This is a genomic window from Burkholderia cepacia (assembly GCF_029962485.1).
Lineage (GTDB): Bacteria > Pseudomonadota > Gammaproteobacteria > Burkholderiales > Burkholderiaceae > Burkholderia.
In genome coordinates, this window is the sequence record NZ_CP073638.1 from 2998593 (window position 1) to 3022787 (window position 24195).

Sequence of the window (24195 nt, forward strand, 5' to 3'; positions counted from 1 at the left end):
ACCTTTCAACTTTTGACTGCGGAGCGCGCACGATGCTCGAACCGGAAATCGCAGCGTTCGTCGCCGCTGTCGACGCGTGGTATCCGGCCGATGCGGCGGCGCGCTCGCCCGACGAGCAGCGCCGCCTCTACGACCGCTTCGCGGCCGAATGGACGCCGGCCGCGCTGCCGGCCGGCATCGTGCAGCAGGACGCCGTGTGGCACGCGCCGGACGGGCGCGCGATCGCGCTGCGGCGCTACACGTCCGCACACCGCATATCGCGCGGCACGGTGCTGTTTTTTCACGGCGGCGGCTTCGTCGTCGGCTCGCTCGACAGTCATGCGCTGATCACGGCGCAACTGGCGGCCGACACGGAGCTCGACGTGATCGCCGTCGATTATCGTCTGGCGCCCGAACACCGCGCGCCGGCCGCGCTCGAAGATTGCCTGGAAGTCACGCGTGCCGCACGCGACGCACGCTGGCCGTTCGGGCCGTGCGTGCACCCGTTGACGCTCGCGGGCGACAGCGCGGGCGGGATGCTCGCGGCGGCCGTGGCTACCGCGCTGCGCGATGCGGGCGAACGCAACGTCGACGGCATCGCGCTCGTCTATCCGATGCTCGGCTTCGAACCGCAATCGCCCGCCCGCGAAGCGGAAGCGCACGCGCCGATGCTGACGCTCGACGACGTTCACCGCTATCGCGAACTGTACTGGGATGGCGACTTGTCGGACGTGCTGCGGAACGACAACCCGCTGTTGCGCGCGTCGGCGCCGCTGGAAGCGCTGCGTTTCGACGGCTTGCCGCCGGTGCTCGCGATCGGTGCGGAACACGATCCGCTGCGCGACGACGCACGCGTGTACGTCGAACGAATTCGCGCGGCCGGCGGGGTCGCGCATGACTGGATGGGAGAAGGACTGGTGCACGGCTGCTGGCGCGCGCTCGGGACGAGCCCGCAGGCCGCACGCATGCATCGGATGGTCGGCGGTTTTTTGCTCGCACCACACGCGTAGCGGGCGTTTCCGGGAGGCAACGATGCAGGCAGCAGTGCAACACCGTATCGAGGACTGGCGGACGTTTTCGGTCGACGCGGCCATCGCGGCGGCGACGATCGGCAATGGCGCGGTGGACGTCGAGTGGAGCGACGCGCGACGATCGCCGTTCCATTTCGACTGGCTGCGCGACAACTGCCCGTGTTCCGCGTGCGTGCATGCGCTCACGCGCGAGCAAGTGTTCGAGATTGCCGATGCGCGCGAGGATCTGTCGGCGCTCACCGTGCAGGTCGAAACCGACGGTGCGCTGCATGTCGAGTGGAACGACGGGCATCGCAGCGCGTGGTCGCCGGGCTGGTTGCGGGCGCATGCGTACGACGATGCGTCGCGGGCGGAGCGTCTGGCCGCGCACGGGCGGCACGTATGGGCCGGCGACGATGCAACGGCGATCGGCGTATTCGCTTGGCGCGACGTGATGGAGGACGACGGTGCACTGCTCGCCTGGCTCGCCGCGCTGCAGCGCACGGGGCTGACGCTCGTCGAAGGCGTGCCGGCCGAGCGCGGCCGCGTCGACGAGATTGCGCGCCGCATCGGCCTGATCCGCGAAAGCAATTTCGGTGTGCTGTTCGACGTCGAATCGAAACCGCGCCCGGACAGCAATGCGTATACGTCGCTGAACCTGCCGCCGCATACCGACCTGCCGACACGCGAGTTGCAGCCGGGCGTGCAGTTCCTGCATTGCCTGGCCAACGAAGCGACGGGCGGCGACAGCATCTTTCTCGACGGCTTTGCACTTGCCGATGCGCTGCGGCGCGAGCATCCGGCCGATTTCGAACAACTGGCGTCGACGCCGTTCGAGTTCTGGAACAAGAGTGCGAACAGCGACTACCGCTGTTCGGCGCCGGTGATCGGGCTCGATGCGCGCGGCAACGTCACGGAAGTGCGCGTCGCGAACTTCCTGCGCGGGCCGCTCGATGCGCCGGCCGGCTCGGTTGCGGCCGTCTATCGCGCGTACCGGCGGTTCCTCGCGCTCGCGCGCGAGCCGCGCTTGCGTGTACACCGCCGGCTGCGGGCGGGCGACATGTGGGCGTTCGACAACCGGCGCGTGCTGCATGCGCGTACCGAGTTCGATCCGTCGACCGGCCGCCGGCACCTGCAGGGCTGTTACGTCGACCGCGACGAATTGCTGTCGCGCTGGCGCGTGCTGTCGCGATCGGCGTCTGCCACGGCCGCGGTGCGCTGATCGGCGCACCCGGCTTCATCACGCATACCCGACCAGGAAAAAGCACCCGGACGCACAGCGCCCGGGCGAAGCCACCCGCTGCCGGGCGGCGGAGGTATGCGTTTCACAAAAAAGACGAGCCCCGCGAAGGGGCTCGTCCTGACTGCCTTGCTTCATCGCGCGATGCGCGGCGCCCGCCGAGGGCGCATCGGCTTACTGGCCGAAGAAGATCGAGTCGCGTGCGTTCGACGATGCGGCTGCCGGGGCGCCCGAGTGGACGAGCGGAGCCGGCTGAGCGCCGTAGCCGCTGGTGTCGGCACCATGAACACGCGCTTCGGCGCTCTGGATATCGTTCGGGTAATACGGGCTCGACACGCCCGGCTTGTAGCCGGCTTGTTCGAGCTGGACCAGTTCGCCGCGCACTTGAGCGCGGGTCACGGTGCTTTGAGCGAATGCGCCGAACGAAGCGGACAGGGCGACAGCGGCAACAACTGCGGAAACGAGCGATTTCATGGTGACCTCCGGGTGTTTTATTGAGTTCGCTCTCGACTCCATGTCTTAAGCGATTGATCAAATCTTAGTCACCGGAGGGTTCAGGGTAAACGCTGAATTTGACGATAGATTGTTTCCTGCGCGGTAACAGTGGCGCGGCGATTCAGTCTTTCAACGGGCTTTCTTTTCGGTCTGTGCAATAAGTATGAAGAATATTGCGGGCGGCGGCGCGCGGTTCAGCGTGCTTCGGCCGCCGTGTCGAACGGCCGGCCCGCCGCGCGTCCGGCGGGCGCGCCCGAACTGAGGAAGCGCACGCCCGTCGCGGCTTCCGACGCCTCCCACAGCAGCGCCGCCGAGGCCACGTCGCGCGCCGAGCGCGGCACGCTCGCGGCCGCAGGCAGCCCGCGCGACTCGAACCAGCCGGATGGCCCGATGTACGCGCCACCGGCGAGATCGGGTGACGTTGCCGCATGAATCGCGGGCAGCGCACCCTGGTCGGCCGGCTGCGCGAGATAGCGGTTCGCCGCACGCATCAACGCGGCGCGCGCGGGCGAGCTGTCCATCGCTGGGCCCGCGAACTGCAGGTTGGTCGCCGCGTAGCCGGGGTGCGCGGCCACGCTGATTCCCGCGAACGCGGCGCGCTCGAAACGGCGCTGCAGCTCGATCGCGAACACGAGGTTCGCGAGCTTGCTGTCGCAATAGGCGAGATAACGGTTGTAGCGGTGCTCGCCGCGCAGGTCGTCGACGCGAATCCGGCCGCCGCGGTTGAAGCCGCTCGACATCGTCACGACGCGCGCCCGCCGTGCGGCGCGCAACGCGGGCAGCAGATGGCCGGTCAGCGCGAAATGGCCGAGGTGGTTGGTGCCGAACTGCATCTCGAAGCCGTCGCGCGTATGGCGCAGCGGCAGGAACATCACGCCGGCGTTGTTGCAGAGGATGTCGACGCGGCCGTGGCGTTCAGCGATGGTGCTCGCAAAGCGTTCGATCGACGCGAGATCGGCGAGGTCGAGCGGATCGACTTCGACACGAGCATCGGGGTGGCGTTGGCGGATCGCATCGGCCGCCTGGGTGGCGCGCCCGGCGTCGCGGCAGCCCATCACGACCGTCGCGCCTTTCGCGGCCAGCGTTTCCGCGAGCTGCCAGCCGAGACCGCTGTTGGCGCCGGTCACGACCGCGACCTTGCCGCCCTGCGCCGGGACGTGGCGCGCACTCCATGCATGCATGTCTGTCTCCATCGGCACGGCCGAGCGGCCGCGACACGTAATCGTTACATTGCGTGGTGTAACGATAGTGCGGGCGGACGTGACAGACAAGCGGGGGAATTAGACCGGTGCTTCTAGGGCGGGCGCAGTGCGTGGCGCGGTGGGCCCCGGCGCTCGGCCGGCAGGTTTTACCTGCTTCCGGCCAGCGCGAGCACCTCGGCGGCGGAGATCATCGCGGCTGCATTCGCGGGCGCCGGGCGTTCGGCCGGGCGGAACACTTCGTCGCCGCGGTGGATGACCTGGCGCGACAGCGCGCAGGTGCCGGTGCGTTGCGCGAAGCGGCGGCGCCAGCGCTGTTCACCGTAATGACAGCGGCCGGGCTCGACCCAGCGGACGACGAGCAGCGTATCGGAACGTTCGAGAATTTCGACGTGGACGTCGGCGGGATCGAGCGCAGGCAGGGATTTGGAGGCCTTCATTTTGCCGTTTCCTAAAGCTCGTGCGGTTTCGGCCGTGGCAGTGGATGTCACTACCCGATGGCGAATCCGTAGCGGTTTCCATGAGTGGTGCGCTAAATGTAAGCGTCTGTGACCGGAAAAAACATCCTGTCTGGCTCAAATTACCTTTTGCCGATTTAGAAACAATCCAAGCTTATTTTCTTGGAAACCACGGACAAAAACGCCCCGGACGGGAAGTCCGGGGCGGAAAATCGGCCCGCGCACCGTGTCTGCTCGCCCAGTCACGGAGTCCATCGCCGGGGGACGGAGGTGCCCGCAGGGACCGAAAGCGGGCGGGGAGGCGATGGTTGAAAAGCGCGGTCCGGCAACGCCATGATCGCGCGCTCATCCCGTTGAGACCCTGACGTGAACATGACTTTTTTGTCAGTTTGGCGTGGGCGCGGCGTCGCGCGAATGCGCCAAACCAGCCGGGCGGCCCGCCGGTATTGGGTTTGCGCGGCCCCCGGCGCATCCTTCCCGTGCCCGTCGAGCAGCGGATTTTTCTCCGCCGGCCCGATTTCCCCACCCGGGTAAATACTGAATCCCGATTTCGTGACAAACGCGCGATCACTTCCTATGATTGGTTGGACCTTTAGTCCTTTGTGCCAATCGGCCGATGGATGGCCGGCTTTTTCGGGAGACGTGCTCATGAGATTGCAGGGCAAACGCGCGCTGGTGACGGCGGCCGGGCAGGGCATTGGCCGCGCGACCGCGCTGCGGTTCGCGAGCGAGGGCGCCGATGTGCTGGCGACCGACATCAATGAAGCCGCGCTCGTGCGGCTCGAGGCCGACGCCGAACGCGCGGGCGGCAGGCTGACCACGCGGCGGCTCGACGTCACCGATGCAGGCGACGTCGCGGCGCTCGCCGCGGGCGAACGCGCCTTCGACGTGCTGTTCAACTGCGCGGGCTACGTGCACCACGGCTCGATCCTCGACTGCGACGACGACGCGTGGGCGTTCTCGATAAACCTGAACGTCACGTCGATGTACCGGCTGATCCGCACGCTGCTGCCCGCGATGCTCGAAGCCGGCGGCGCGTCGATCATCAACATGGCGTCGGCCGCGTCGAGCGTGAAGGGCGTGCCGAACCGCTTCGTCTACGGCACGACCAAGGCGGCCGTGATCGGGCTGACCAAGGCGGTCGCCGCCGATTTCGTCGAGCGCGGCATCCGCTGCAACGCGATCTGCCCGGGCACGATCGAATCGCCGTCGTTGGAGCAGCGGATCGCGGACCAGGCGCGCACGCGCCACGTGTCGGCCGACGAGGTACGCCAGGCGTTCGTCGCGCGCCAGCCGATCGGTCGCATCGGCAGCGCGGACGAAGTGGCCGCGCTCGCGCTGTACCTGGCCTCCGACGAAGCGTCGTTCACGACCGGCGCGATCCACCTGATCGACGGCGGCTGGTCAAACTGACCGTGTTGAACTGACCGCGCCTGCCCATTCACTTTCCGTTTCCGTTCCGACAACGCTATGAAACTGCTCAGATTTGGCGACAAACACCATGAAAAACCGGGCCTGCTCGATGCGCAGGGCCAGCTTCGCGACCTGTCCGGCGTGATCGACGACATCGCCGGCGATGCGCTGACGCCCGCGTCGCTCGCGCGGCTGCGCGACATTCCGCCGTCGTCATTGCCGCTCGTCGAAGGCACGCCGCGGCTCGGCGCCTGCGTCGGCCGTGTCGGCAAGTTCATCTGCATCGGGCTCAACTATTCCGACCACGCGGCCGAATCGGGGATGGAAGTGCCGAAGGAGCCCGTCGTATTCGGCAAGTGGACGAGCGCGATCTCGGGCCCGAACGACGACGTCGAGATTCCGCGCGGCTCGGAGAAGACCGACTGGGAAGTCGAGCTCGGCGTGGTGATCGGCCAGGGCGGTCGTTATATCGCGGAAGCCGATGCGCTGTCGCACGTCGCCGGCTACTGCGTCGTCAACGACGTGTCGGAGCGCGAATTCCAGCTCGAGCGTGGCGGCACGTGGGACAAGGGCAAGGGCAACGACACGTTCGGCCCGCTCGGCCCGTGGCTCGTGACGGCCGATGAAGTACCCGATCCGCACGCGCTGCGGCTGTGGCTCGACGTCGACGGCCACCGCTACCAGAACGGCACGACCGCGACGATGGTGTTTCGCGTGCCGCACCTGATCAGCTACCTGAGCCGCTTCATGAGCCTGCAGCCGGGCGACGTGATCTCGACCGGCACGCCGCCGGGTGTCGGCCTCGGGCAGAAGCCACCCGTCTACCTGCGTGCCGGACAGGTGATCACGCTCGGTATCGACGGGCTCGGCGAGCAACGCCAGCGCACCGTGCAAGCCTGATTTCCTTTAACGGACGGTTCGTCATGCCTATCATTCGATCGATGCGCGTCCTCGACGTGCGCTTCCCGACCTCGCGCCAGCTTGACGGCTCCGATGCGATGAATCCGGACCCCGATTATTCGGCGGCCTACGTCGTGCTCGAAACCGACCGCGACGGGCTCGAGGGTCACGGGCTCACGTTCACCATCGGGCGCGGCAACGAAATCTGCTGCGCGGCGATCGACGCGATGCGTCACCTTGTCGTCGGCCTCGACCTCGACTGGATCCGCGAGGACATGGGCCGCTTCTGGCGGCACGTGACGTCGGACAGCCAGTTGCGCTGGATCGGCCCCGACAAGGGCGCGATCCACCTGGCGACGGGCGCCGTCGTCAACGCGGTGTGGGATTTGTGGGCGAAGGCCGTCGGCAAGCCGCTGTGGCGGCTCGTCGCCGACATGAGCCCCGAGGAGCTGGTACGCGCGATCGACTTCCGCTATCTGACCGACTGCCTGACGCCGGACGAAGCGCTCGAGCTGCTGCGCCGGCAGGCGCCCGGCAAGGCCGCGCGGATCGCGGCGCTCGAGCGCGACGGCTACCCGTGCTACACGACGTCGGCCGGCTGGCTCGGCTACAGCGACGACAAGCTGCGCCGGCTGTGCCGCGAGGCGGTGGACGCCGGTTTCGACTACGTGAAGCTGAAGGTCGGCGCGAACCTCGAGGACGATATTCGTCGCGTGACGATCGCGCGCGAAGTGATCGGCCCCGATCGCAAGCTGATGATCGACGCGAACCAGGTGTGGGAAGTCGACGAGGCGATCGACTGGGTGCGCGAGCTCGCGTTCGCGCGGCCGTGGTTCATCGAGGAGCCGACGAGCCCCGACGACGTCGAAGGGCATCGCAAGATCCGCAAGGCGATCGCGCCCGTGCAGGTCGCGACCGGCGAGATGTGCCAGAACCGCGTGCTGTTCAAGCAGTTCATCGCACGCGGCGCGATCGACGTCGTGCAGATCGACGCGTGCCGGCTCGGCGGCGTGAACGAAATTCTCGCGGTGATGCTGATGGCCGCGAAGTACGGGCTGCCCGTGTGTCCGCACGCGGGCGGCGTCGGGCTGTGCGAGTACGTGCAGCACCTGTCGATGATCGACTACGTGTGCATTTCCGGCACGAAGGAAGGGCGCGTGACCGAATACGTCGATCACCTGCACGAGCATTTCGTCGAACCGTGCGTCGTGCGCGGCGCGGCGTACATGCCGCCGACGGCGCCCGGCTTCTCGATCGAGATGAAACCCGAATCGCTGGAGCAGTACCGGTTCCGCGGCTGAAGCAGGGTGGGCGTGCCGACAACATGAACGACGGAGACGCGAAGTGGATTTGAATCTGCAAGACAAGGTCGTGATCGTGACCGGCGGCGCATCGGGCATCGGCGCCGCGATCTCGATGCGGCTGGCCGAAGAAGGCGCGATTCCGGTGGTGTTCGCGCGCCACGCGCCAGACGATGCATTCTGGCGCGAACTCGTGCGGAAGCAGCCGAACGCCACGTGCGTGTCCGTCGAATTGCAGGACGACACGCAGTGCCGCGATGCGGTCGCGCAGACCATCCAGCGTTTCGGTCATCTCGACGGCCTCGTCAACAACGCGGGTATCAACGACAGCATCGGGCTCGATGCGGGGCGCGACGCGTTCGTCGCGTCGCTCGAGCGCAATCTCGTTCACTACTACGTGATGGCGCACTACTGCGTGCCGCACCTGAAGGCGGCGCGCGGCGCGATCGTGAATATCTCGTCGAAGACGGCCGTGACCGGGCAGGGCAACACGAGCGGCTATTGCGCGTCGAAGGGCGCGCAGCTTGCGCTGACACGCGAATGGGCCGTCGCATTGCGCGACGACGGCGTGCGCGTGAACGCGGTGATTCCGGCCGAGGTGATGACGCCGCTGTACCGGAACTGGTTGGCGGGCTTCGACGATCCCGACGCGAAGCTCGCCGGCATCGCGGGCAAGGTGCCGCTCGGCCAGCGCTTCACGACGGCCGACGAAATCGCCGATACGACCGTGTTCCTGCTGTCGGAACGCGCTTCGCACACGACGGGCCAGTGGCTGTTCGTCGACGGCGGCTACACGCATCTCGACCGTGCGATCAGCTGAGGGCCGCGATTCATGCAACCCGACCTGAACCCGAACACCACGCCGCCGCTGATTGCGTTGACCGGCATCGGCAAGCGCTTCCCCGGTGTGCAGGCGCTCGACGATTGCCGTTTCGACCTGCGCGCCGGCGAGGTGCATGCGCTGATGGGCGAGAACGGCGCCGGCAAGTCGACGCTGATGAAGATCCTCGCGGGCGTGTACCAGCGCGACGACGGCGAGATCCGGATGGACGGCCGCGCGGTCGAGATCGCCGATCCGCGCGCCGCGCAGGCGCTCGGGATCGGCATCATCCATCAGGAACTGAACCTGATGAACCACCTGAGCGTCGCGCAGAACATCTTCATCGGCCGCGAGCCGCGCGGCCGCTTCGGCGTGTTCGTCGACGAAGAGACACTCAACCGCGATGCGGCCGCGATCTTCCGGCGGATGCGGCTCGATCTCGACCCGCGCACGCCGGTCGGCCGGCTGACGGTCGCGAAGCAGCAGATGGTCGAGATCGCGAAGGCGCTGTCGTTCGACTCGCGCGTGCTGATCATGGACGAGCCGACCGCCGCGCTCAACAACGCGGAGATCGGCGAGCTGTTCCGCATCATCCGCGACCTGCGCGCGAACGGCGTCGGCATCGTCTACATCTCGCACAAGATGGACGAGCTGCGCCAGATCGCCGATCGTGTGACCGTGATGCGCGACGGCAAGTACGTCGCGACCGTGCCGATGGCCGGCACCTCGATGGATACGATCATTTCGATGATGGTCGGCCGCCAGCTCGAATCGGAATCCCGCACGCCGCCCGATACGTCGGCGAACGATATCGCGCTCGAAGTGCGCGGGCTGTCGCGCGGCCGTGCGATCCGCGAGGTCGGCTTCACGCTGCGGCGCGGCGAGATCCTCGGATTCGCCGGGCTGATGGGCGCGGGCCGCACCGAGGTTGCGCGCGCGGTGTTCGGCGCGGACCCGGTCGATGCCGGTGAAATCCGCGTGCACGGCAAGACCGTGACGATCCGCACGCCGGCCGACGCGGTGAAGCACGGGATCGGCTACCTGTCCGAGGATCGCAAGCACTTCGGGCTCGCGGTCGGGATGGACGTGCAGAACAACATCGCCTTGTCGAGCATGCGTCGTTTCGTGCGCCGTGGCGTGTTCCTCGATGCGCGCGAGATGCGCGACACCGCGCAGGCGTACGTGCGGCAGCTCGCGATCCGCACGCCGTCGGTCGCGCAGCCCGCGCGCCTTTTGTCGGGCGGCAACCAGCAGAAGATCGTGATCGCGAAGTGGCTGCTGCGCGACTGCGACATCCTGTTCTTCGACGAACCGACGCGCGGCATCGACGTCGGTGCGAAAAGCGAGATCTACAAGCTGCTCGACGCGCTGGCCGCCGACGGCAAGGCGATCGTGATGATCTCGTCGGAGCTGCCCGAGGTGCTGCGCATGAGCCACCGGATTCTCGTGATGTGCGAAGGCCGCGTGACCGGCGAATTGCGCGCGGCCGACGCCACGCAGGAAAAGATCATGCAGCTCGCGACGCAGCGCGAGTCGACCGTGTTGTCCTGATTTCCTGATACAGACGCTGACCCGATCATGTCCAACGATACGCATCCCGTCCCGCCCCTCGCTTCCGGCGACACGCCGGCCGCCGCATCGAGCCTGAAGTCGCGCTTTTTCAATCCGGCCGCGCGGCAGAAGCTGCTCGCGTTCGCGAGCCTCGTGCTGCTGATCGTGTTCTTCAGCTTCGCGTCGCCGAACTTCCTCGAAGTCGACAACCTCGTCACGATCCTGCAGGCCACCGCCGTGAACGGCGTGCTGGCCGTCGCGTGTACGTACGTGATCATCACGTCGGGCATCGACCTGTCGGTCGGCACGCTGATGACGTTCTGCGCGGTGATGGCCGGCGTCGTGCTGACCAAGTGGGGCATGCCGTTGCCGCTCGGGATCCTGGCCGCGCTGCTGTTCGGCGCGCTGTCGGGCTGCGTGTCGGGCTTCGTGATCGCGAAGATGAAGGTGCCGCCATTCATCGCGACGCTCGGCATGATGATGCTGCTCAAGGGGCTGTCGCTCGTGATCTCCGGCACGCGGCCGATCTACTTCAACGACACGCCGGGCTTCACGGCGATCGCGCAGGATTCGCTGATCGGCAACCTGATTCCCGCGCTGCCGATTCCGAACGCGGTGCTGATCCTGTTCCTCGTCGCGATCGGCGCATCGATCGTGTTGAACCGGACGATCTTCGGCCGCTATACGTTCGCGCTCGGCAGCAACGAGGAGGCGCTGCGGCTGTCCGGCGTGAACGTCGACGCGTGGAAGATCGCCGTCTACACGTTCAGCGGCGCGGTATGCGGGATTGCCGGCCTGCTGATCGCGTCGCGGCTGAATTCCGCGCAGCCGGCGCTCGGCCAGGGTTACGAGCTCGATGCGATCGCGGCCGTCGTGATCGGCGGCACGTCGCTGTCGGGCGGCGCGGGCAGCATCGTCGGCACCATCATCGGCGCGTTCATCATGAGCGTGCTGACCAACGGCCTGCGCATCATGTCGGTCGCGCAGGAGTGGCAGACGGTCGTGACGGGCGTGATCATCATCCTCGCCGTGTACGTCGACATCCTGCGCCGGCGCCGCCGCTGACGCCCGCCTGCACGCAGGCATCCGCTTCACCGCCGGCCCGGCCGGCATCCAGAAGAGTCCAACCAAGGAGACGCGAAGTGATCAGGAGCAAGGTGTTGAACGCGATCGTCGGGCTGACGTTCGCCGTCGGCGTCACGGCCGGCGCGCAGGCGCAGGAAGCCTATATCCCGCTGATCTCGAAAGGCTTCCAGCATCAGTTCTGGCAGGCCGTGAAATCGGGCGCGATGCAGGCCGCGAAGGACTACAAGGTGAAGGTGACGTTCGAAGGGCCCGAAACCGAGGCGATGGTCGACAAGCAGATCGACATGCTGTCGGCCGCGATCGCGAAGAAGCCGGCCGCGCTCGGCTTCGCGGCGCTCGACAGCAAGGCCGCGCTGCCGCTCCTGAAGAAGGCGCAGGCCGAGAAGATCCCGGTGATCGCGTTCGACTCGGGCGTCGACAGCGACATCCCCGTGACGACGGCCGCGACCAACAACAAGGCCGCCGCGGCGCTCGCGGCCGACAAGCTTGCCGCGCTGATCGGCGACGAAGGCGAGGTGGCGGTGGTCGCGCACGACCAGACGAGCCGCACCGGCATCGACCGCCGCGACGGCTTCCTCGAGCGGATGAAGTCGGCGCACCCGAAGGTGCAGGTCGTGACCGTGCAGTACGGCGAAGGCGACCAGCTGAAGTCGACCGAGGTGACGAAGTCGATCCTGCAGGCGTATCCGAAGCTCAAGGGGCTGTTCGGCACCAACGAAGGCTCGGCGATCGGCGTGGTCAACGGCGTGCGCGAAATGAAACGCAAGGTCGTGATCGTCGGCTACGATTCGGGCAAGCAGCAGAAGGACGCGATCCGCAGCGGGCTGATGGCCGGCGCGATCACGCAGAACCCGATCGGGATCGGCTACAAGACCGTCGAGGCGGCCGTGAAGGCGACCAAGGGCGAGAAGCTGCCGAAGGTCATCGATACCGGTTTCTACTGGTACGACAAGACCAATATCGACGATCCGAAGATCGCGGCGGTGTTGTACGACTGAACGTTGCGCATGAGCGGCGGCGATGACGCGCGCCGCCGCCGCCGAGGCAACTGAACACGAGGGCACCATGGGCGCAGTGCGTATCGATTCCCATCAGCACTTCTGGCGTTATCGCGCGGCCGACTATCCGTGGATCGGCGCCGGGATGGGGGTGCTCGCGCGCGACTACCTGCCCGACGCGCTGTGGCCGCAGATGCATGCGCAGGCGCTCGGCGCGTCGATCGCGGTGCAGGCGCGCGCCGGGCGCGACGAGACGGCGTTCCTGCTCGATCTCGCGCGCGACGACGCACGTATCGCGGCGGTGGTCGGCTGGGAGGATCTCGGTGCGCCGGCGCTTGCCGATCGGGTCGCCGAGTGGGGCAGCCCGAAGCTGCGCGGCTTTCGTCATCAGGTGCAGGACGAGGCCGACGTGGCCGCGTTCGTCGCGGATCCCGGTTTCAATCGCGGCGTTGCCTGGCTGCAGGCGAACGGCTACGTGTACGACGTGCTCGTGTTCGAACGGCAGTTGCCCGACGTGCGCGTGTTCTGCGCGACGCACGATGCGCACTGGCTCGTGCTCGATCATGCCGGCAAGCCCGCGCTCGCCGAGTTCGGGCGCGACGACACGGCGCTCGCGCGCTGGCGCGCGTCGCTGCGCGAGCTGGGTGCGCTGCCGCATGTCGCGTGCAAGCTGTCGGGGCTCGTGACCGAGGCCGACTGGCGGCGTGGCCTGCGCGCGCAGGACATCCGGCACATCGAACAGTGCCTCGATGCGGCGCTCGACGCATTCGGGCCGCAGCGGCTGATGTTCGGGTCGGACTGGCCCGTGTGCCTGCTGGCGGCGTCGTATGACGAAGTGACGTCGCTCGTGGAGCGCTGGGCCGAATCGCGGCTGTCGGCGGCCGAGCGCGGCGCGTTGTGGGGCGGCACGGCCGCGCGTTGCTACGCCGTGCCGGGCGATGTGAAGCGCGGCATATAAAATAGGCGCGAACGGTCTGTTCGATTCGTCAGACCGTCCGGAACGAAACCGATTACCAGCGTCAACGTATGTCCATCCAGCCGATTCAGAACCGCCGCCTCTACCAGCAGATCGCCGACAAGCTCAGTGCGATGATCGAGTCCGGCGATTTTCCGCCGGGCAGCTATTTGCCGCCCGAGCGCGAACTGGCCGAACAGTTCGGCGTGTCGCGCACGTCGGTGCGCGAAGCGCTGATCGCGCTCGAAGTGAGCGGGCTCGTCAGCGTGCGTGTCGGCGACGGCGTGAAGGTGCGCCATCCCGAAGCAGCTGCGGTGCCCGAGCCTGCACCCGAACCCGCTGCGAAAGTCGCGCCGTTCTCGATCGTCGAGATCGATCCCGAACTCGGCATCGCGCTCGACCTCGACACCGAAATCCCGCCGTTCGCCTTGTTGCAGGCGCGCCGGCTGATCGAGCCGGAAGCCGCGGCGCTTGCGGCAAGGCACGGCTCCGACGCGCAGATCGAAGGGATTCACGAAGCGTTCCTGCGCAACCAGGAAGACAACCGCAGCGGCTCGCTCACGCACCCGGGCGACCGGCTGTTCCATATCCGTATCGCGGAAGCGAGCGACAACGCCGCGTATGCGCTGATGATCAAGCAGCTGCTCGCGCACAAGTACGACCTGATGTTCCAGCGGCTGCAGTCGCTGTACATGCCGAACGACATGCCGCACCGGTCGGAACTGGAACACCGCGCGATCCTCGACGCGATCCGTGCCCGTGATCCCGAAGCCGCGCGCCGTGCGATGGCCGAGCATCTCGACGAAGTCATCCGGATTTTCGGCCGCGCGCTCGACTGAGCGCGCGTTGACGCGCTATCCGCTCAGAACCGGTCCGCGCGATACGGCGCCGGATCGGTGAACGGCGCTTCGCCCGTCATCATCTCGGCCAGCAGCCGGCCGGTCACGGGGCCGAGCGTGAGTCCGTGGTGGTTGTGCCCGAACGCGAACCACAGCCCGCGATGGGCGGGCGCGGGGCCGATCACCGGTCGCATGTCCGGCGTGCACGGCCGGAAGCCGAGCCACGGCTGCGGGTCGAGCCGTTCGCCGAACCCGAACACGGGCCGCGCGACGCGTTCCGCGCGTTCGAGCTGTACGCCGGTTGGCGGCACGCGGCGCCGCGCGATCTCGACACCCGTCGTCAGCCGCAGCCCGCGCCGCATCGGTGCGATCACGTAACCGTATTCCCGATCGACGATCGGCGCCGACGGCACGCCGCGCGCGGACGGCGCGTAGTGCATGTGATAGCCGCGTTTCTCGCGCAGCGGGATCTTGTAGCCGAACTTGCCGAAGACGGTGTCGGACCACGGGCCGAGCGCGACGACGACGGCCGGTGCGGCGGCCGGGCCGTCCTGCGTGTGAACCTGCCAGCCGGGAGATAGCGCGTCGAGGCTCGCGGCGTCGCCTGTCAGGAGCGTGCCACCGCCTTGCACGAACAACTGCGCATACGCTTTGACGAGCGCGGACGGATCGACGACGCTTTTCGGGTCGAGCCAGTGCAGCGCGCCGCAAAAGCCCGGCGCGAGGCTTGGTTCGTGCGCGAGCAGTGCGGCCGCGTCGAGCGGCGTGATGCCGAGCCCGTGGCGGCGCGCGGTAAGGCCGGCCTCGGCCACGCCGCGTTCGAATGCGGCGGGCGTGCGGAACGCTTCGAGCCAGCCGTTCGCACGGATCAGCTCGCCGGCGCCGGCCCGCGCGATCAGCGCGTCGTGCTCGACGATGCAGCGCTCGATCAGCGGCAGCATGTCGCGCGACGCGGCCGCATGGCGCAGCGGCGCCGATTCCCACCAGAACCGCGCGAGCCACGGCGCGAACGCGGGCAGCGACGCGCTGTGCCAGTAGAGATCGGTCGAGCGGTTCAGCGCATAGCGCATCAGCGTGAACGGGCTGCGAGGGAACGGATACGGCTCGACCGACGAGCGCTCGATCAGCCCTGCGTTGCCGAAGCTCGTGCCTTCGCCGGGTGCGCCGCGATCGACGAGGGCGACCTTGCGCCCGCGATCCTGCAGATGCAGCGCGGCCGAGACGCCGACGATGCCGGCGCCGAGAACGATGACGTCGAAATCCATCGATGGTGATTGACGGTTGGCGGTGTGCGCGCCCTGGTTGGAGATCGTTCGAACTGCAAGCATACTCGCGGCGGCGCGGGGGACCAAGAGGGCGCGTGCGGCCGCTTTGTTGCAGGTGGCCCGTACGCGACGATTCCGGACGGCCGTGACGAGGCGGGCAGTAGAATGCGCGAGTTCCGGCATTCGGGGGTGACGCGCGATGATCGAGTTGTCCGCACAGGTTTATGCGGCGGAGTTGAGACGATTCAGGTCGATCGGCTGCGTGTGGCTCGCGGCGGACGAGATTCCGGCCGATATTGAGGTGCCGGCCGGCTGGCGCGAATTGCTCGCCGTTCCGGACGATATGCTTGCCGACAGGCTTATGCAGATGTGGGCCGGCGTCATCGATCGCTTGCCCGCCATTGCGCGGTTCTTTCGCGACAAGCTCGCGCGGCCGGCCGTGTTCCGCAACGACGGCGGCGAGGTCATGCTGTTGTATCCGTACACGGTGGAGCAGGACGATCTGAATTTCTTCATCGGCCGCGCGCCGTTGCGCGAGCGGGCGCCGCTCGACGAACCGGTTTGGCGCGCGCTGCCCGGTGACTTGCAGCGCTTCCATCAGGCCGTGCACGACGGCTGGACATTCTTTCCGGCCCGTTCGATGGGCCCGCTGCCGCTCGGCGATCAGACCACGCTGACGGACAAGCTCGACCTGACGCCGGCCGAGACGCGCAAGCTCGGCGTGAACCCCGATCTCGTGCGCACCGTGCTTCACAACGGCGGCGGCGATTATCTGTGCGTCGACCTGCGCGACAGCGCCGGCGATGGCAGCCGGGCGGGGCGGATCTGGTGGCACGAGCAGCCGGCACGGCTTGAACCCGTGGATTTCTGGGCGGCGATGAATGCGTGGTTCGACATCTTCGTCGAGGACGCCGACGAGCGCTGAACGCGCGTGTGCATCAACTCATCGCGAACAGCTTCCCCCACCGCGCCAGCACGCGCGTATCGACACCGGCCATCCTCAACGCCTTCCACACCACCGTCGACACGGTGTCGTAAGCCGCGATCCCCGTCGCCTGCTCGAACGGCGCGGCCAGATGCGCGGCATGCAGGTTCGTGCAGAACGTCACGACCGCATCCGGTCGCGCCTGCGCCGTCTTGCGCATCAATGCCGCCAACTGCGTATCGGGCACTTCGGCAAAGCTGTAGTTGTCGCGCAGCCCGAGATGCTGCTCGGCCACGCAATCGATGCCGAGCTGCGCGTACTGGCGCACGATCCGCTGCTGCACGTCGTCGAGATACGGCGTGACGAGGCCGAGCCGCCGCACGCCGGTGCGTTCGAGCAGCTCATTCAGCGCGAGCACCGATGTCGTCGCCGGGATGCCGGTCGCCTTCGCGATGCTCCGGCACAGCGCGGCGTCGCGTTCGAAACCGAGCCAGCCGGCCGACGTGCCGCTCCAGCCGATCACGTCGACACGGGCATCGGCAAGCTGCCGCGCCGCGACGAGGATGTGTTCCGCGTCGAACTGGTCGAGCGCGGTCGCGCTCAACGCGATCTCGGTCACGGTGAAGCGCGCGAAATGGACGCTGACGTTCGGAAGATCGGCGACGATCGCGGTCGTGAGCGGTTCAAGTGCGGTGTTCGATGACGGCGTGAGAATGCCGATGCGGATGCGTGGATTCATCGCATGATCTCCGTTCAGTCGAGCAACTGCCGCACGGCATCGACTGCGGCGCGGCGCAGTGCAGCCAGGTCGAGGCCGGGAATCTCTCCGTTATCCACGACGACGCGGCCATTCACGATGTTGTACTTCACCGGCGCCGGTTCGCCGGCCGTGACGGGTGCGATTGCGTAGTCGTGGAAGCCGTTGAAGCGCGGGCCGCTTACGTCGTACAGCACGAGATCGGCGGCCTGTCCGGCACCGAGTGTGCCGACCGCATCGAGCCCGAGCACGTTTGCACCGCCTTGCGTCCCCCAGTGCAGCACGTCCTCGACCGTGGTGGCCGACGCACCGTGCGCGGCGCGATGGACGAGCCACGCGAAATTCGCTTCGTGCGTCATGCTGCCCGATTCGTTCGATGCGACGCCGTCGACGCCGAGCGACACCGGCACGCCGGCCGCGGCCATGCGCGGTGCGGGCGCGATGCCGCTGCCGAGCCGTGCGTTGCTGACGGGGCAGTGCGAGCAGCCGGTGCCCGTTTCCGCGAGCATCGCGATCTCGCTCGCTTCGAGATGGACCAGGTGCGCGAACCACACGTCGTTGCCGAGCCATTCGTGCTCGGCAACGAATTCGACGGGCAGCTTGCCGAATCGCTCGCGGCAGAAATCGACATAACGCGTCGTTTCCGACAAATGCGAGTGCAGCCGCAGGCCCATGCCGCGCGCCGCACGCGCAACTTCGGGCAGCAGGCCGGGCGGCAGCGAGAAGGTCGGTGTCGTCGGTGCGACGACCACGCGGCGCATCGATGCCGGGCCAGCGTCGTGATAGCGCGCCTTCAGCCGCTCGATATCCGCGAGCATCTGGTCGAGCGTTTCAGGCTGCAGCGCGGTACCGGCGAAGCCCGGATGATCGCCGGCCGCCTGCAATGCGCCGCCGCGGCACAGCACGAAGCGCATGCCGAAGCTGGCCGCTTCGTCGAACAGCAGGTCGCCGGTTTCGGTCGTGCCGCCTGCGTGATACAGGTAGTGATGGTCCGCGCAGGTCGTCACGCCGGACAGCAGCAGTTCCGCGAAGCCGAGCCGTGCCGCGATGCGCGCGAGTTCCGGCGTGAAGCGCGCGATGCGCGGGTACGGCACGGCCGCGAGCCATTCCTGCAGGTCGGCGTTGATGCCGGCCGGCACGCCTTTCAGCAGATTCTGGAACAGGTGATGGTGCGTGTTGACCCAGCCGGGATAGACGACGCAGTTGCTCGCATCGATCACGCGTTCACCGGGCAGCGGCGCGAGACCGGGCGCGATCGTCTCGATCCGGCCGTCGCGGATGCGCAGGTCGGCCTGGCCGAGCCGCGCGGCATCGCCGGCGCGGCCGCTCATGACCGCGATCGGGTTGCAGATCAGCAGCGAAGAAGTAGGAACGCTCATGGTCGGGTCTCCTCGGATTCGGATAGTCGGGTCGTTGTTCGTCAGGCGCCGCACGCAGGCTCGATGCCGCGCGCGGCAGGAAGCCGGTCAGTCGTACTCGCGCGCCATCCCGCTGCCGTGCGCGGCGTCGGCATGGACGTGCGATTCGACGGGTTCCGCCGCCGGCACGCCGTTGAGCAGCGCATTGAGCAGGACCGACACGAGGCACGCGAGCACGACGCCGCTATGCAGGAACGGCTGCGTCCAGTCGGGCATGTGCGCGAACACCTTCGGCGCCATCACCGGAATCAGCGCGGTGGCGATCGTGAAGCCGACGATCAGCACGTTGTAGCGGTTGTTCTCGAAATCGACTTTCGCGAGCGTTTGCACGCCGGCTGCAACGACCACGCCGAACATCGCAATGCCCGCGCCGCCGAGCGCGGCCGACGGCGTCGACGCGACGATCGCGCCGATCTTCGGCACGAGTGCGACGATGCACATCAGCGCGCCGCTGACCGCGACGATCCAGCGGCTGCGCACGCCGGTCAGGATCACGAGCCCGACGTTCTCCATGAACGCGATGAACGGGAACGCGGCGAACGTGCCGGCGATCGCGCTCGCGATGCCGTTCGCACGGAGCCCGCGCACGACATCTTCCTCGCTGACCTGCTTCTCGACGATGTCGCCGATCGCGACGAACAGGCCCATCGATTCGACCATCTGCACGATCATCACGACGACCATCGTCAGCACCGGCACGATCGCGAACACCGGCGTGCCGAAGTGGAACGGGTAGGGCACGGTGAACCACGGTGCGGCCGCCACGTTCGTGAAGTTGCCCATCCCGAGCGCGATCGCGAGCAGGCTGCCGGCGACGAGCCCGATCAGCACCGACAGGTTGCGCAGGAACGCGTTCGCGAAACGGTTGACCGCGAGGATCACGACCGCGACAACGAGCGCGACCGCGAGGAACGACAGTTCGCCGAACTGCAGCTTCGCCGCGTCGCCGCCGCCGGCCCACTGGTACGCGACCGGAAACAGCTGCAGCCCGATCACGGTGACGATGCAGCCCGTCACGACCGGCGGGAACAGGCGGCGCAGCCGGCCGATCAAGGGCGCGGCGAAGGTCGTGATGATGCCCGCGCCGATCACCGCGCCGCACACGCCGGCGAACCCCACGCCCGGCGTCAGCCCGATCGCGATCACCGGCCCGACGCTGCTGAACGCGACGCCCTGCAGGATCGGCAGGCGCACGCCGAGCTTCCAGATGCCAACTGTCTGCAGGATCGTCGAGATGCCGGAACAGAACAGCGCGGTGCTGATCAGCACGGTCGTGTCGGCGGGCGACATCTTCAGCGCCGATGCGACGATCAGCGGCACCGCGATCGCGCCGATATAGGCGACGAGCATGTGCTGCAGGCCGAGCGTCAGCATCTGGCGGCGCGGCAGGACCCGATCGACGGGATGTGAAGCAGAGTTCATGGGCGTGTCTCCTGAGGTTCGTTATCTGGCGGGCGCGTGGCGCGCCCGCCTGGCGTGCCCGTCAGGCCGCGACCGGCGCGGCGAGGCAGGCATGGAAACGGTCGGTCAGCGCGGCGCGATCGAGATCGCGGCCGATGAAAACGATGCGCGACGAGCGCGGTTCGCACCCCCACGCCAGCGCGGCGCGCAGTTCGATCACGCCGTGCACGCCCTGCAGCACGTAGCGCTGCGCGCGGCCCTGCACGGCGAGAATGCCCTTCATCCGGAACAGGTTCGCGGTGTCGGCACGGCGCAGCTCGCCGAGCCATGCTTCGAGCGCGTCGAGATCGACGTCCGAGTCGACTTCGATGCCGACCGACGACACGCTTTCGTCGTGCTCGTGATGGTCGTGGTCCTCGTCGTGTGCGTGCGCGGCGTGACTGTCGTGCGCATGGTCGTCGTGGTCTTCGTGTTCGTCGTGGCCGTGCGCGTGCGCGTCCGCATGCGGCGCATCGGCGTGCAGCCCGTCGCTCTCGACGAGGATCTGCGCGAATTCGTTCGCGCCGATCCCGAGGATGCGGTCGAGATCGACCTGCGCATAGCTCGACGTGACGATCTCGGCCGTCGTGTTCAGCTCGCGCAGCCGAGCGGTCAGCGCATCGACGTCCGGCGTGTCGACGAGATCGACCTTGTTGATCACGATCCGGTCCGCGCAGACGATCTGGTCGACGGCCTGGTTGTCGCGGCCGTCGAGCACGAGATCGTCGAGGTGCGCGCGAATATGTTTCGCATCGACCATCGTGACGACCGCGTCGAGTGCGACTTCCTTCGCGATCGGATCGTCGAGGAAGAAGGTCTGCGCGACCGGATAAGGATCGGCGAGCCCGCTCGTCTCGACGATGATGTGATCGAGCCGGTCGGGGCGCGCGACCAGCATTCGCACGATCCGCACGAGATCCTCGCGCACCGCGCCGACGCAGCACACGCAGCCGTTCGTCATCTCGTAGATCTCCTCGGTCGATTCGAGCACGAGCCCGCCGTCGATGCCGATCTCGCCGAACTCGTTCTCGATCACCGCGATCTTGCGGCCGTGCTTCTCGCGCAGGATGTAGTTCAGCAGCGTGGTCTTGCCCGCGCCGAGAAAGCCCGTGAGCACGGTAACCGGAATCTTCTCGACGTCGCTGTGGGTGGTGTGGATGTGGGTCATGATGCGTCTCCGTTGAGTCGGTTGGGCTGAGATTCGCTTTCTTTCCAGCGATGGACGGTGCGTGAATCGAGGTCGAACAGGTCGAGCACGCGGCCGAGCGTGTGGTCGATCATCTGGTCGAGCGAGGCGGGGCGCGCATAGAACGCCGGCACGGGCGGCGCGACGATCGCGCCCATCTCCGTGACGGTGGCCATGTTGCGAAGGTGTGTGAGCGTGTACGGCGTCTCGCGGGCGAGCAGCACGAGCCGGCGGCGCTCCTTCAGCACGACGTCGGCCGCGCGCGAGATCAGGCCGGATGACAGGCCGCTGGCGATCTCGGCAAGCGTCTTCATCGAGCACGGCGCGACGATCATCCCGAGCGTGCGGAACGAGCCGCTCGAGATCGACGCGGCGATGTCGTCGCTCCGGTACAGCACGCTTGCGCGTGCGGCGATGTCCGATAGCTTGAAATCGGTCTCGTGCGCCATCGTCAGCGCGGCGGCACGCGACACGACCACGTGCGTCTCGATGTCGAGCTCGCGCAGCAGCGCGAGCAGCCGGATCCCGTACACGAAGCCGGATGCGCCGCTGATGCCGACCACGAGCCGCCGCGTGCTCATCGCGAAGCTCCGCCGAGTTGCGCGATGACGTGCGCCGCACGCTGCATCGCGGCGTCGCCCACCCGCGCGCGCACGCCGTCGAAGCGCGAGCCGCGCGTCGCATCGATGCCCATCCGCGACGTCGTGCCGTCGGCCGACGACGACGGATCGAGCGGGCTGCCGGGCAGGCCGTCGACGACGAACAGGTCGCGGTGCGGCTGGAAGTGCGTCGCGATCGCCCACAGCACCTGCGCGTCGTCGGTGATGTCGACGTCGGCGTCGACCGCGACGACGTTCTTCAGGTACGGATCCCAGCCGAGCAGCGCGAGCATGATCTGGCGCGCCTCGCCGTCGCGCGACTGTTTCAGCGCGACATAGCAGTGAAAGTGCGTGCCGGAGTTCGGGTAGTGAATGGCGGTGACCGAAGGAAAGCGCGCCTTCAGCTTCTCGCTCATCTCGGCTTCGCGCGGCAGCCGAGCGAGCGTCAGGTGCTCCGCGTACGGGCCGCCGACCACGTCGACGAGCCACGCATCGTTGCGCCGCATCATCGCGTCGATGCGCAGCACGTTGTTGGTCGAGCGGTCCGACGAGTAGCCGGTGAATTCGCCGAACGGGCCTTCTTCGGCATGGGCGTCGGGATCGATCGTGCCTTCGAGCACGAACTCGGCGGCGGCGGGCACGCCGATGCCGTGACGCGGTGTGCGCACGAGCTGCAGCGGCGCGCCGAACAACCCGCCGGCGATCGCACGCTCGTCCGCACCGAACGGCACGCGCGCGGCGGCCGCGAGCATGAACAGCGGATGCGCGCCAATCACCATCGCGACTTTCAGCGTGTCGCCGCGCGTCTTCGCGGTCTGCAGCATTCGCCACAGATGGCCGCGCGAATGCAGGCTCGTCGCCAGCGCATTGCGAGCATGCGGCATCGAGCGGTGGTAACTGAGGTTCGCGACGCCCGTCACCGGATCTTCGGCGACGATCACCGCGTTGGTCACGTACGGCCCGCGATCGGTCTCGAAGTGGCGGATCATCGGCAGTTGCGCGAGATCCACCGCGTCGCCTTCGGTCACCTGATCGAGCACGGGGCCATGCGGCACGACGACCGGCGCGACCGGCGCGTTCGCGCGCTGCTGCCATGCGTCGAACAGCCCGTTCGCGTCGACGCCGAACAGTCGGCCGATGCGCGTGCGGGAAGCAAATACGTTGGTGACGAGCGGCGTCGAAAGTCCGTCGACGCGCTCGCAGACGAGCATGTCGTGCCGGCCGCGCGCGGCGAGCGACGCGACGACGGCCGTGACGTCCTGGTCGGCGGACAGCGGCTGCGCGATCGTCAGCACATCGTCCGGAAAGCGATCGCGATACGCGTTCGCGAAGTGGTGGAAATCCTGCTGCTCGGCGAAAAGGCTGGACGCCATGATGCACTCCGTCGGATGCGGAAGAGGAAAGGCCGGATCGCGCGCATCACTGCGGCGGCACGCGATCCGGCAAGCGGCGCGTTACACGTAGGTCGCCGTCAGTCGCTTGTGCGCTTCGTCGAGATCTTTCGGCGGTTTGGTCGGCTCGATGCCGACGAGGCGGGCGATGTTGTTGCCCATGTAATCCTCGAGGCCGTCTTCGTCGAGATCCATCCCCTGCGGCGCGGGCCCGCACAGCATCTCCAGCTCGCGCAGCCACATTCCGGGCTCGTTCGGCGGCGAATCGGTGCCGAACACGATCTTGTTGCGCGGCAGCTCGCGTGCGAATTCGACGATCCGCGACTGGTAGCACCAGCCCGATTCGCAGTACACGTTCGGCGTGTCCATCGCCATCCAGAACGCTTCGAACGAGTAGTTGCCGCCCGTCTGGATGCCGAAGTGGCCGATGATGAAGTTCACCATCGGAAACTCGCGGATGATCGGGTAGAACTGCGTCGGGATCGTGTACGGCCCGTCGCCGGTGTGAATCAGCACGACGATGTTGTACTTCGCGCAAACCTTCATCGCCGGGCGCAGCCAGTCGAGCGCACGATCGGGCCGATAGCCGTGCATGTTCGCGTGCAGCTTCACCATCTTGAAGCCGTACTCCTTGATGTGGAATTCGAGCTCCGCCGCGCCGTTTTCCGGGCCCCAGCGCGGGTTGTACGTGAAGTTGCCGATGAAGCGGTCGGGGTACTTCTGCGTGAGTTCGGCGATGTACGCCATGTAGTCGCGGATGCCGTCGCGGCCGCGGCGGTTGCCGTCGCGATAGCCGGTGTTGCCGGGCGGCGGCTGGATGAAGCCCATGTCGATGCGGCGCGGCTTGCCGTTGATGATGTACGGGCCGTCCATCATCTTCAGCAGGCGTTCGCCGGTAAACGGTTCGCCGGTGTGGCGCCACGCCTCGTCGACGAGGTTGGTCGGGTGCAGGTGCGTATCGATGATCATG

The 24195-nt window shown here is 67.5% G+C and carries 23 protein-coding genes; 12 read left to right on the forward strand and 11 right to left on the reverse strand.

The window, feature by feature from the left end; translation table 11 throughout:
• The first annotated feature begins 32 nt into the window (after positions 1-32).
• Both KEC55_RS29890 and KEC55_RS29895 read left to right on the forward strand, forming a co-directional pair.
• Positions 33-989 (forward strand): alpha/beta hydrolase, encoded by a 957-nt coding sequence (locus KEC55_RS29890; protein ID WP_282508667.1) that lies wholly within the window; start codon positions 33-35, stop codon positions 987-989.
• A 22-nt stretch (positions 990-1011) separates the two neighbouring features.
• Entirely contained in the window at positions 1012-2211 is a 1200-nt protein-coding gene (locus KEC55_RS29895; RefSeq protein WP_282508668.1) for a TauD/TfdA family dioxygenase, read from the forward strand.
• 192 nt (positions 2212-2403) lie between these two features.
• Here the strand turns inward: KEC55_RS29895 and KEC55_RS29900 are convergent, their stop codons facing one another.
• From KEC55_RS29900 to KEC55_RS29910, 3 genes are all read right to left on the reverse strand, one after another.
• Positions 2404-2703, reverse strand: a complete 300-nt coding sequence (locus KEC55_RS29900; RefSeq protein ID WP_176048343.1) for a DUF4148 domain-containing protein — start codon at positions 2701-2703, stop codon at positions 2404-2406.
• Between the two features lie 215 nt (positions 2704-2918).
• The gene (locus KEC55_RS29905; protein WP_282508669.1) at positions 2919-3905 is read right to left on the reverse strand and encodes an oxidoreductase; all 987 of its coding nucleotides are present in this window, start codon (positions 3903-3905) and stop codon (positions 2919-2921) included.
• A 167-nt stretch (positions 3906-4072) separates the two neighbouring features.
• The gene (locus KEC55_RS29910; RefSeq protein ID WP_006484717.1) at positions 4073-4363 is read right to left on the reverse strand and encodes a DUF3331 domain-containing protein; all 291 of its coding nucleotides are present in this window, start codon (positions 4361-4363) and stop codon (positions 4073-4075) included.
• Between the two features lie 666 nt (positions 4364-5029).
• Here KEC55_RS29910 and KEC55_RS29915 point away from each other — a divergent pair.
• From KEC55_RS29915 to KEC55_RS29955, 9 genes are all read left to right on the forward strand, one after another.
• Positions 5030-5794 (forward strand): SDR family oxidoreductase, encoded by a 765-nt coding sequence (locus tag KEC55_RS29915; protein ID WP_282508670.1) that lies wholly within the window; start codon positions 5030-5032, stop codon positions 5792-5794.
• Between the two features lie 57 nt (positions 5795-5851).
• Positions 5852-6694, forward strand: a complete 843-nt coding sequence (locus KEC55_RS29920) for an ureidoglycolate lyase (protein ID WP_282508671.1) — start codon at positions 5852-5854, stop codon at positions 6692-6694.
• Positions 6695-6717: 23 nt separating this feature from the next.
• On the forward strand, positions 6718-7995 hold the full coding sequence (locus tag KEC55_RS29925; RefSeq protein WP_282508672.1) for an L-fuconate dehydratase: 1278 nt from the start codon (positions 6718-6720) through the stop codon (positions 7993-7995).
• Between the two features lie 43 nt (positions 7996-8038).
• A complete protein-coding gene (locus KEC55_RS29930; RefSeq protein ID WP_282508673.1) occupies positions 8039-8815 on the forward strand; it encodes an SDR family oxidoreductase in 777 nt (258 codons plus the stop codon).
• A gap of 12 nt (positions 8816-8827) precedes the next feature.
• Complete coding sequence (locus tag KEC55_RS29935; protein ID WP_282508674.1) at positions 8828-10366, forward strand: sugar ABC transporter ATP-binding protein; 1539 nt, start codon at positions 8828-8830, stop codon at positions 10364-10366.
• 27 nt (positions 10367-10393) lie between these two features.
• Positions 10394-11431: an ABC transporter permease gene (locus KEC55_RS29940; RefSeq protein WP_176048336.1), complete on the forward strand. Its 1038-nt coding sequence runs from the start codon at positions 10394-10396 to the stop codon at positions 11429-11431.
• Between the two features lie 77 nt (positions 11432-11508).
• Positions 11509-12450 (forward strand): ABC transporter substrate-binding protein, encoded by a 942-nt coding sequence (locus KEC55_RS29945; RefSeq protein WP_059239325.1) that lies wholly within the window; start codon positions 11509-11511, stop codon positions 12448-12450.
• Positions 12451-12517: 67 nt separating this feature from the next.
• Positions 12518-13408, forward strand: a complete 891-nt coding sequence (locus KEC55_RS29950) for an amidohydrolase family protein (RefSeq protein WP_282508675.1) — start codon at positions 12518-12520, stop codon at positions 13406-13408.
• A gap of 68 nt (positions 13409-13476) precedes the next feature.
• Complete coding sequence (locus KEC55_RS29955; protein ID WP_282508676.1) at positions 13477-14244, forward strand: FadR/GntR family transcriptional regulator; 768 nt, start codon at positions 13477-13479, stop codon at positions 14242-14244.
• A gap of 23 nt (positions 14245-14267) precedes the next feature.
• On the opposite strand, the gene KEC55_RS29960 is transcribed toward KEC55_RS29955, so the two are convergent.
• Positions 14268-15509, reverse strand: coding sequence for an NAD(P)/FAD-dependent oxidoreductase (locus tag KEC55_RS29960; RefSeq protein ID WP_282508677.1), 1242 nt, complete (start codon positions 15507-15509; stop codon positions 14268-14270).
• A gap of 199 nt (positions 15510-15708) precedes the next feature.
• Between KEC55_RS29960 and KEC55_RS29965 the strand changes: the two genes are divergently transcribed.
• Complete coding sequence (locus KEC55_RS29965; protein ID WP_282508678.1) at positions 15709-16434, forward strand: SMI1/KNR4 family protein; 726 nt, start codon at positions 15709-15711, stop codon at positions 16432-16434.
• Positions 16435-16447: 13 nt separating this feature from the next.
• Here the strand turns inward: KEC55_RS29965 and KEC55_RS29970 are convergent, their stop codons facing one another.
• The 7 genes from KEC55_RS29970 to KEC55_RS30000 form a co-directional block, all read right to left on the reverse strand.
• Positions 16448-17173, reverse strand: coding sequence for a maleate cis-trans isomerase family protein (locus KEC55_RS29970; protein WP_282508679.1), 726 nt, complete (start codon positions 17171-17173; stop codon positions 16448-16450).
• A gap of 14 nt (positions 17174-17187) precedes the next feature.
• On the reverse strand, positions 17188-18570 hold the full coding sequence (locus tag KEC55_RS29975) for an amidohydrolase family protein (RefSeq protein WP_282508680.1): 1383 nt from the start codon (positions 18568-18570) through the stop codon (positions 17188-17190).
• A gap of 87 nt (positions 18571-18657) precedes the next feature.
• Positions 18658-20031: a nucleobase:cation symporter-2 family protein gene (locus tag KEC55_RS29980; protein WP_282508681.1), complete on the reverse strand. Its 1374-nt coding sequence runs from the start codon at positions 20029-20031 to the stop codon at positions 18658-18660.
• 61 nt (positions 20032-20092) lie between these two features.
• On the reverse strand, positions 20093-21217 hold the full coding sequence (locus tag KEC55_RS29985; protein WP_282508682.1) for a CobW family GTP-binding protein: 1125 nt from the start codon (positions 21215-21217) through the stop codon (positions 20093-20095).
• Complete coding sequence (locus KEC55_RS29990; protein ID WP_282508683.1) at positions 21214-21816, reverse strand: UbiX family flavin prenyltransferase; 603 nt, start codon at positions 21814-21816, stop codon at positions 21214-21216. Before KEC55_RS29990 ends, KEC55_RS29985 begins: the two co-directional genes overlap by 4 nt.
• Complete coding sequence (locus KEC55_RS29995; RefSeq protein ID WP_282508684.1) at positions 21813-23207, reverse strand: UbiD family decarboxylase; 1395 nt, start codon at positions 23205-23207, stop codon at positions 21813-21815. The genes KEC55_RS29990 and KEC55_RS29995 overlap by 4 nt, the downstream gene beginning before the upstream one ends.
• A gap of 81 nt (positions 23208-23288) precedes the next feature.
• On the reverse strand, positions 23289-24194 hold the full coding sequence (locus KEC55_RS30000) for an amidohydrolase family protein (protein ID WP_282508685.1): 906 nt from the start codon (positions 24192-24194) through the stop codon (positions 23289-23291).
• Between the last annotated feature and the right edge of the window lies 1 nt (position 24195).

Excerpts from the sequence above, each read along its gene's own strand:
- KEC55_RS29990 (WP_282508683.1), bottom strand. The coding sequence starts at position 21,816 with ATGAGCACGCGGCGGCTCGTGGTCGGCATCAGCGGCGCATCCGGCTTC.
- KEC55_RS29925 (WP_282508672.1), top strand. The coding sequence starts at position 6,718 with ATGCCTATCATTCGATCGATGCGCGTCCTCGACGTGCGCTTCCCGACC.
- KEC55_RS30000 (WP_282508685.1), bottom strand. The coding sequence starts at position 24,194 with ATGATCATCGATACGCACCTGCACCCGACCAACCTCGTCGACGAGGCG.
- KEC55_RS29940 (WP_176048336.1), top strand. The coding sequence starts at position 10,394 with ATGTCCAACGATACGCATCCCGTCCCGCCCCTCGCTTCCGGCGACACG.
- KEC55_RS29915 (WP_282508670.1), top strand. The coding sequence starts at position 5,030 with ATGAGATTGCAGGGCAAACGCGCGCTGGTGACGGCGGCCGGGCAGGGC.
- KEC55_RS29950 (WP_282508675.1), top strand. The coding sequence starts at position 12,518 with ATGGGCGCAGTGCGTATCGATTCCCATCAGCACTTCTGGCGTTATCGC.
- KEC55_RS29890 (WP_282508667.1), top strand. The coding sequence starts at position 33 with ATGCTCGAACCGGAAATCGCAGCGTTCGTCGCCGCTGTCGACGCGTGG.
- KEC55_RS29935 (WP_282508674.1), top strand. The coding sequence starts at position 8,828 with ATGCAACCCGACCTGAACCCGAACACCACGCCGCCGCTGATTGCGTTG.
- KEC55_RS29905 (WP_282508669.1), bottom strand. The coding sequence starts at position 3,905 with ATGCATGCATGGAGTGCGCGCCACGTCCCGGCGCAGGGCGGCAAGGTC.
- KEC55_RS29920 (WP_282508671.1), top strand. The coding sequence starts at position 5,852 with ATGAAACTGCTCAGATTTGGCGACAAACACCATGAAAAACCGGGCCTG.
- KEC55_RS29960 (WP_282508677.1), bottom strand. The coding sequence starts at position 15,509 with ATGGATTTCGACGTCATCGTTCTCGGCGCCGGCATCGTCGGCGTCTCG.
- KEC55_RS29975 (WP_282508680.1), bottom strand. The coding sequence starts at position 18,570 with ATGAGCGTTCCTACTTCTTCGCTGCTGATCTGCAACCCGATCGCGGTC.
- KEC55_RS29980 (WP_282508681.1), bottom strand. The coding sequence starts at position 20,031 with ATGAACTCTGCTTCACATCCCGTCGATCGGGTCCTGCCGCGCCGCCAG.
- KEC55_RS29895 (WP_282508668.1), top strand. The coding sequence starts at position 1,012 with ATGCAGGCAGCAGTGCAACACCGTATCGAGGACTGGCGGACGTTTTCG.
- KEC55_RS29965 (WP_282508678.1), top strand. The coding sequence starts at position 15,709 with ATGATCGAGTTGTCCGCACAGGTTTATGCGGCGGAGTTGAGACGATTC.
- KEC55_RS29955 (WP_282508676.1), top strand. The coding sequence starts at position 13,477 with ATGTCCATCCAGCCGATTCAGAACCGCCGCCTCTACCAGCAGATCGCC.
- KEC55_RS29985 (WP_282508682.1), bottom strand. The coding sequence starts at position 21,217 with ATGACCCACATCCACACCACCCACAGCGACGTCGAGAAGATTCCGGTT.
- KEC55_RS29910 (WP_006484717.1), bottom strand. The coding sequence starts at position 4,363 with ATGAAGGCCTCCAAATCCCTGCCTGCGCTCGATCCCGCCGACGTCCAC.
- KEC55_RS29970 (WP_282508679.1), bottom strand. The coding sequence starts at position 17,173 with ATGAATCCACGCATCCGCATCGGCATTCTCACGCCGTCATCGAACACC.
- KEC55_RS29995 (WP_282508684.1), bottom strand. The coding sequence starts at position 23,207 with ATGGCGTCCAGCCTTTTCGCCGAGCAGCAGGATTTCCACCACTTCGCG.
- KEC55_RS29900 (WP_176048343.1), bottom strand. The coding sequence starts at position 2,703 with ATGAAATCGCTCGTTTCCGCAGTTGTTGCCGCTGTCGCCCTGTCCGCT.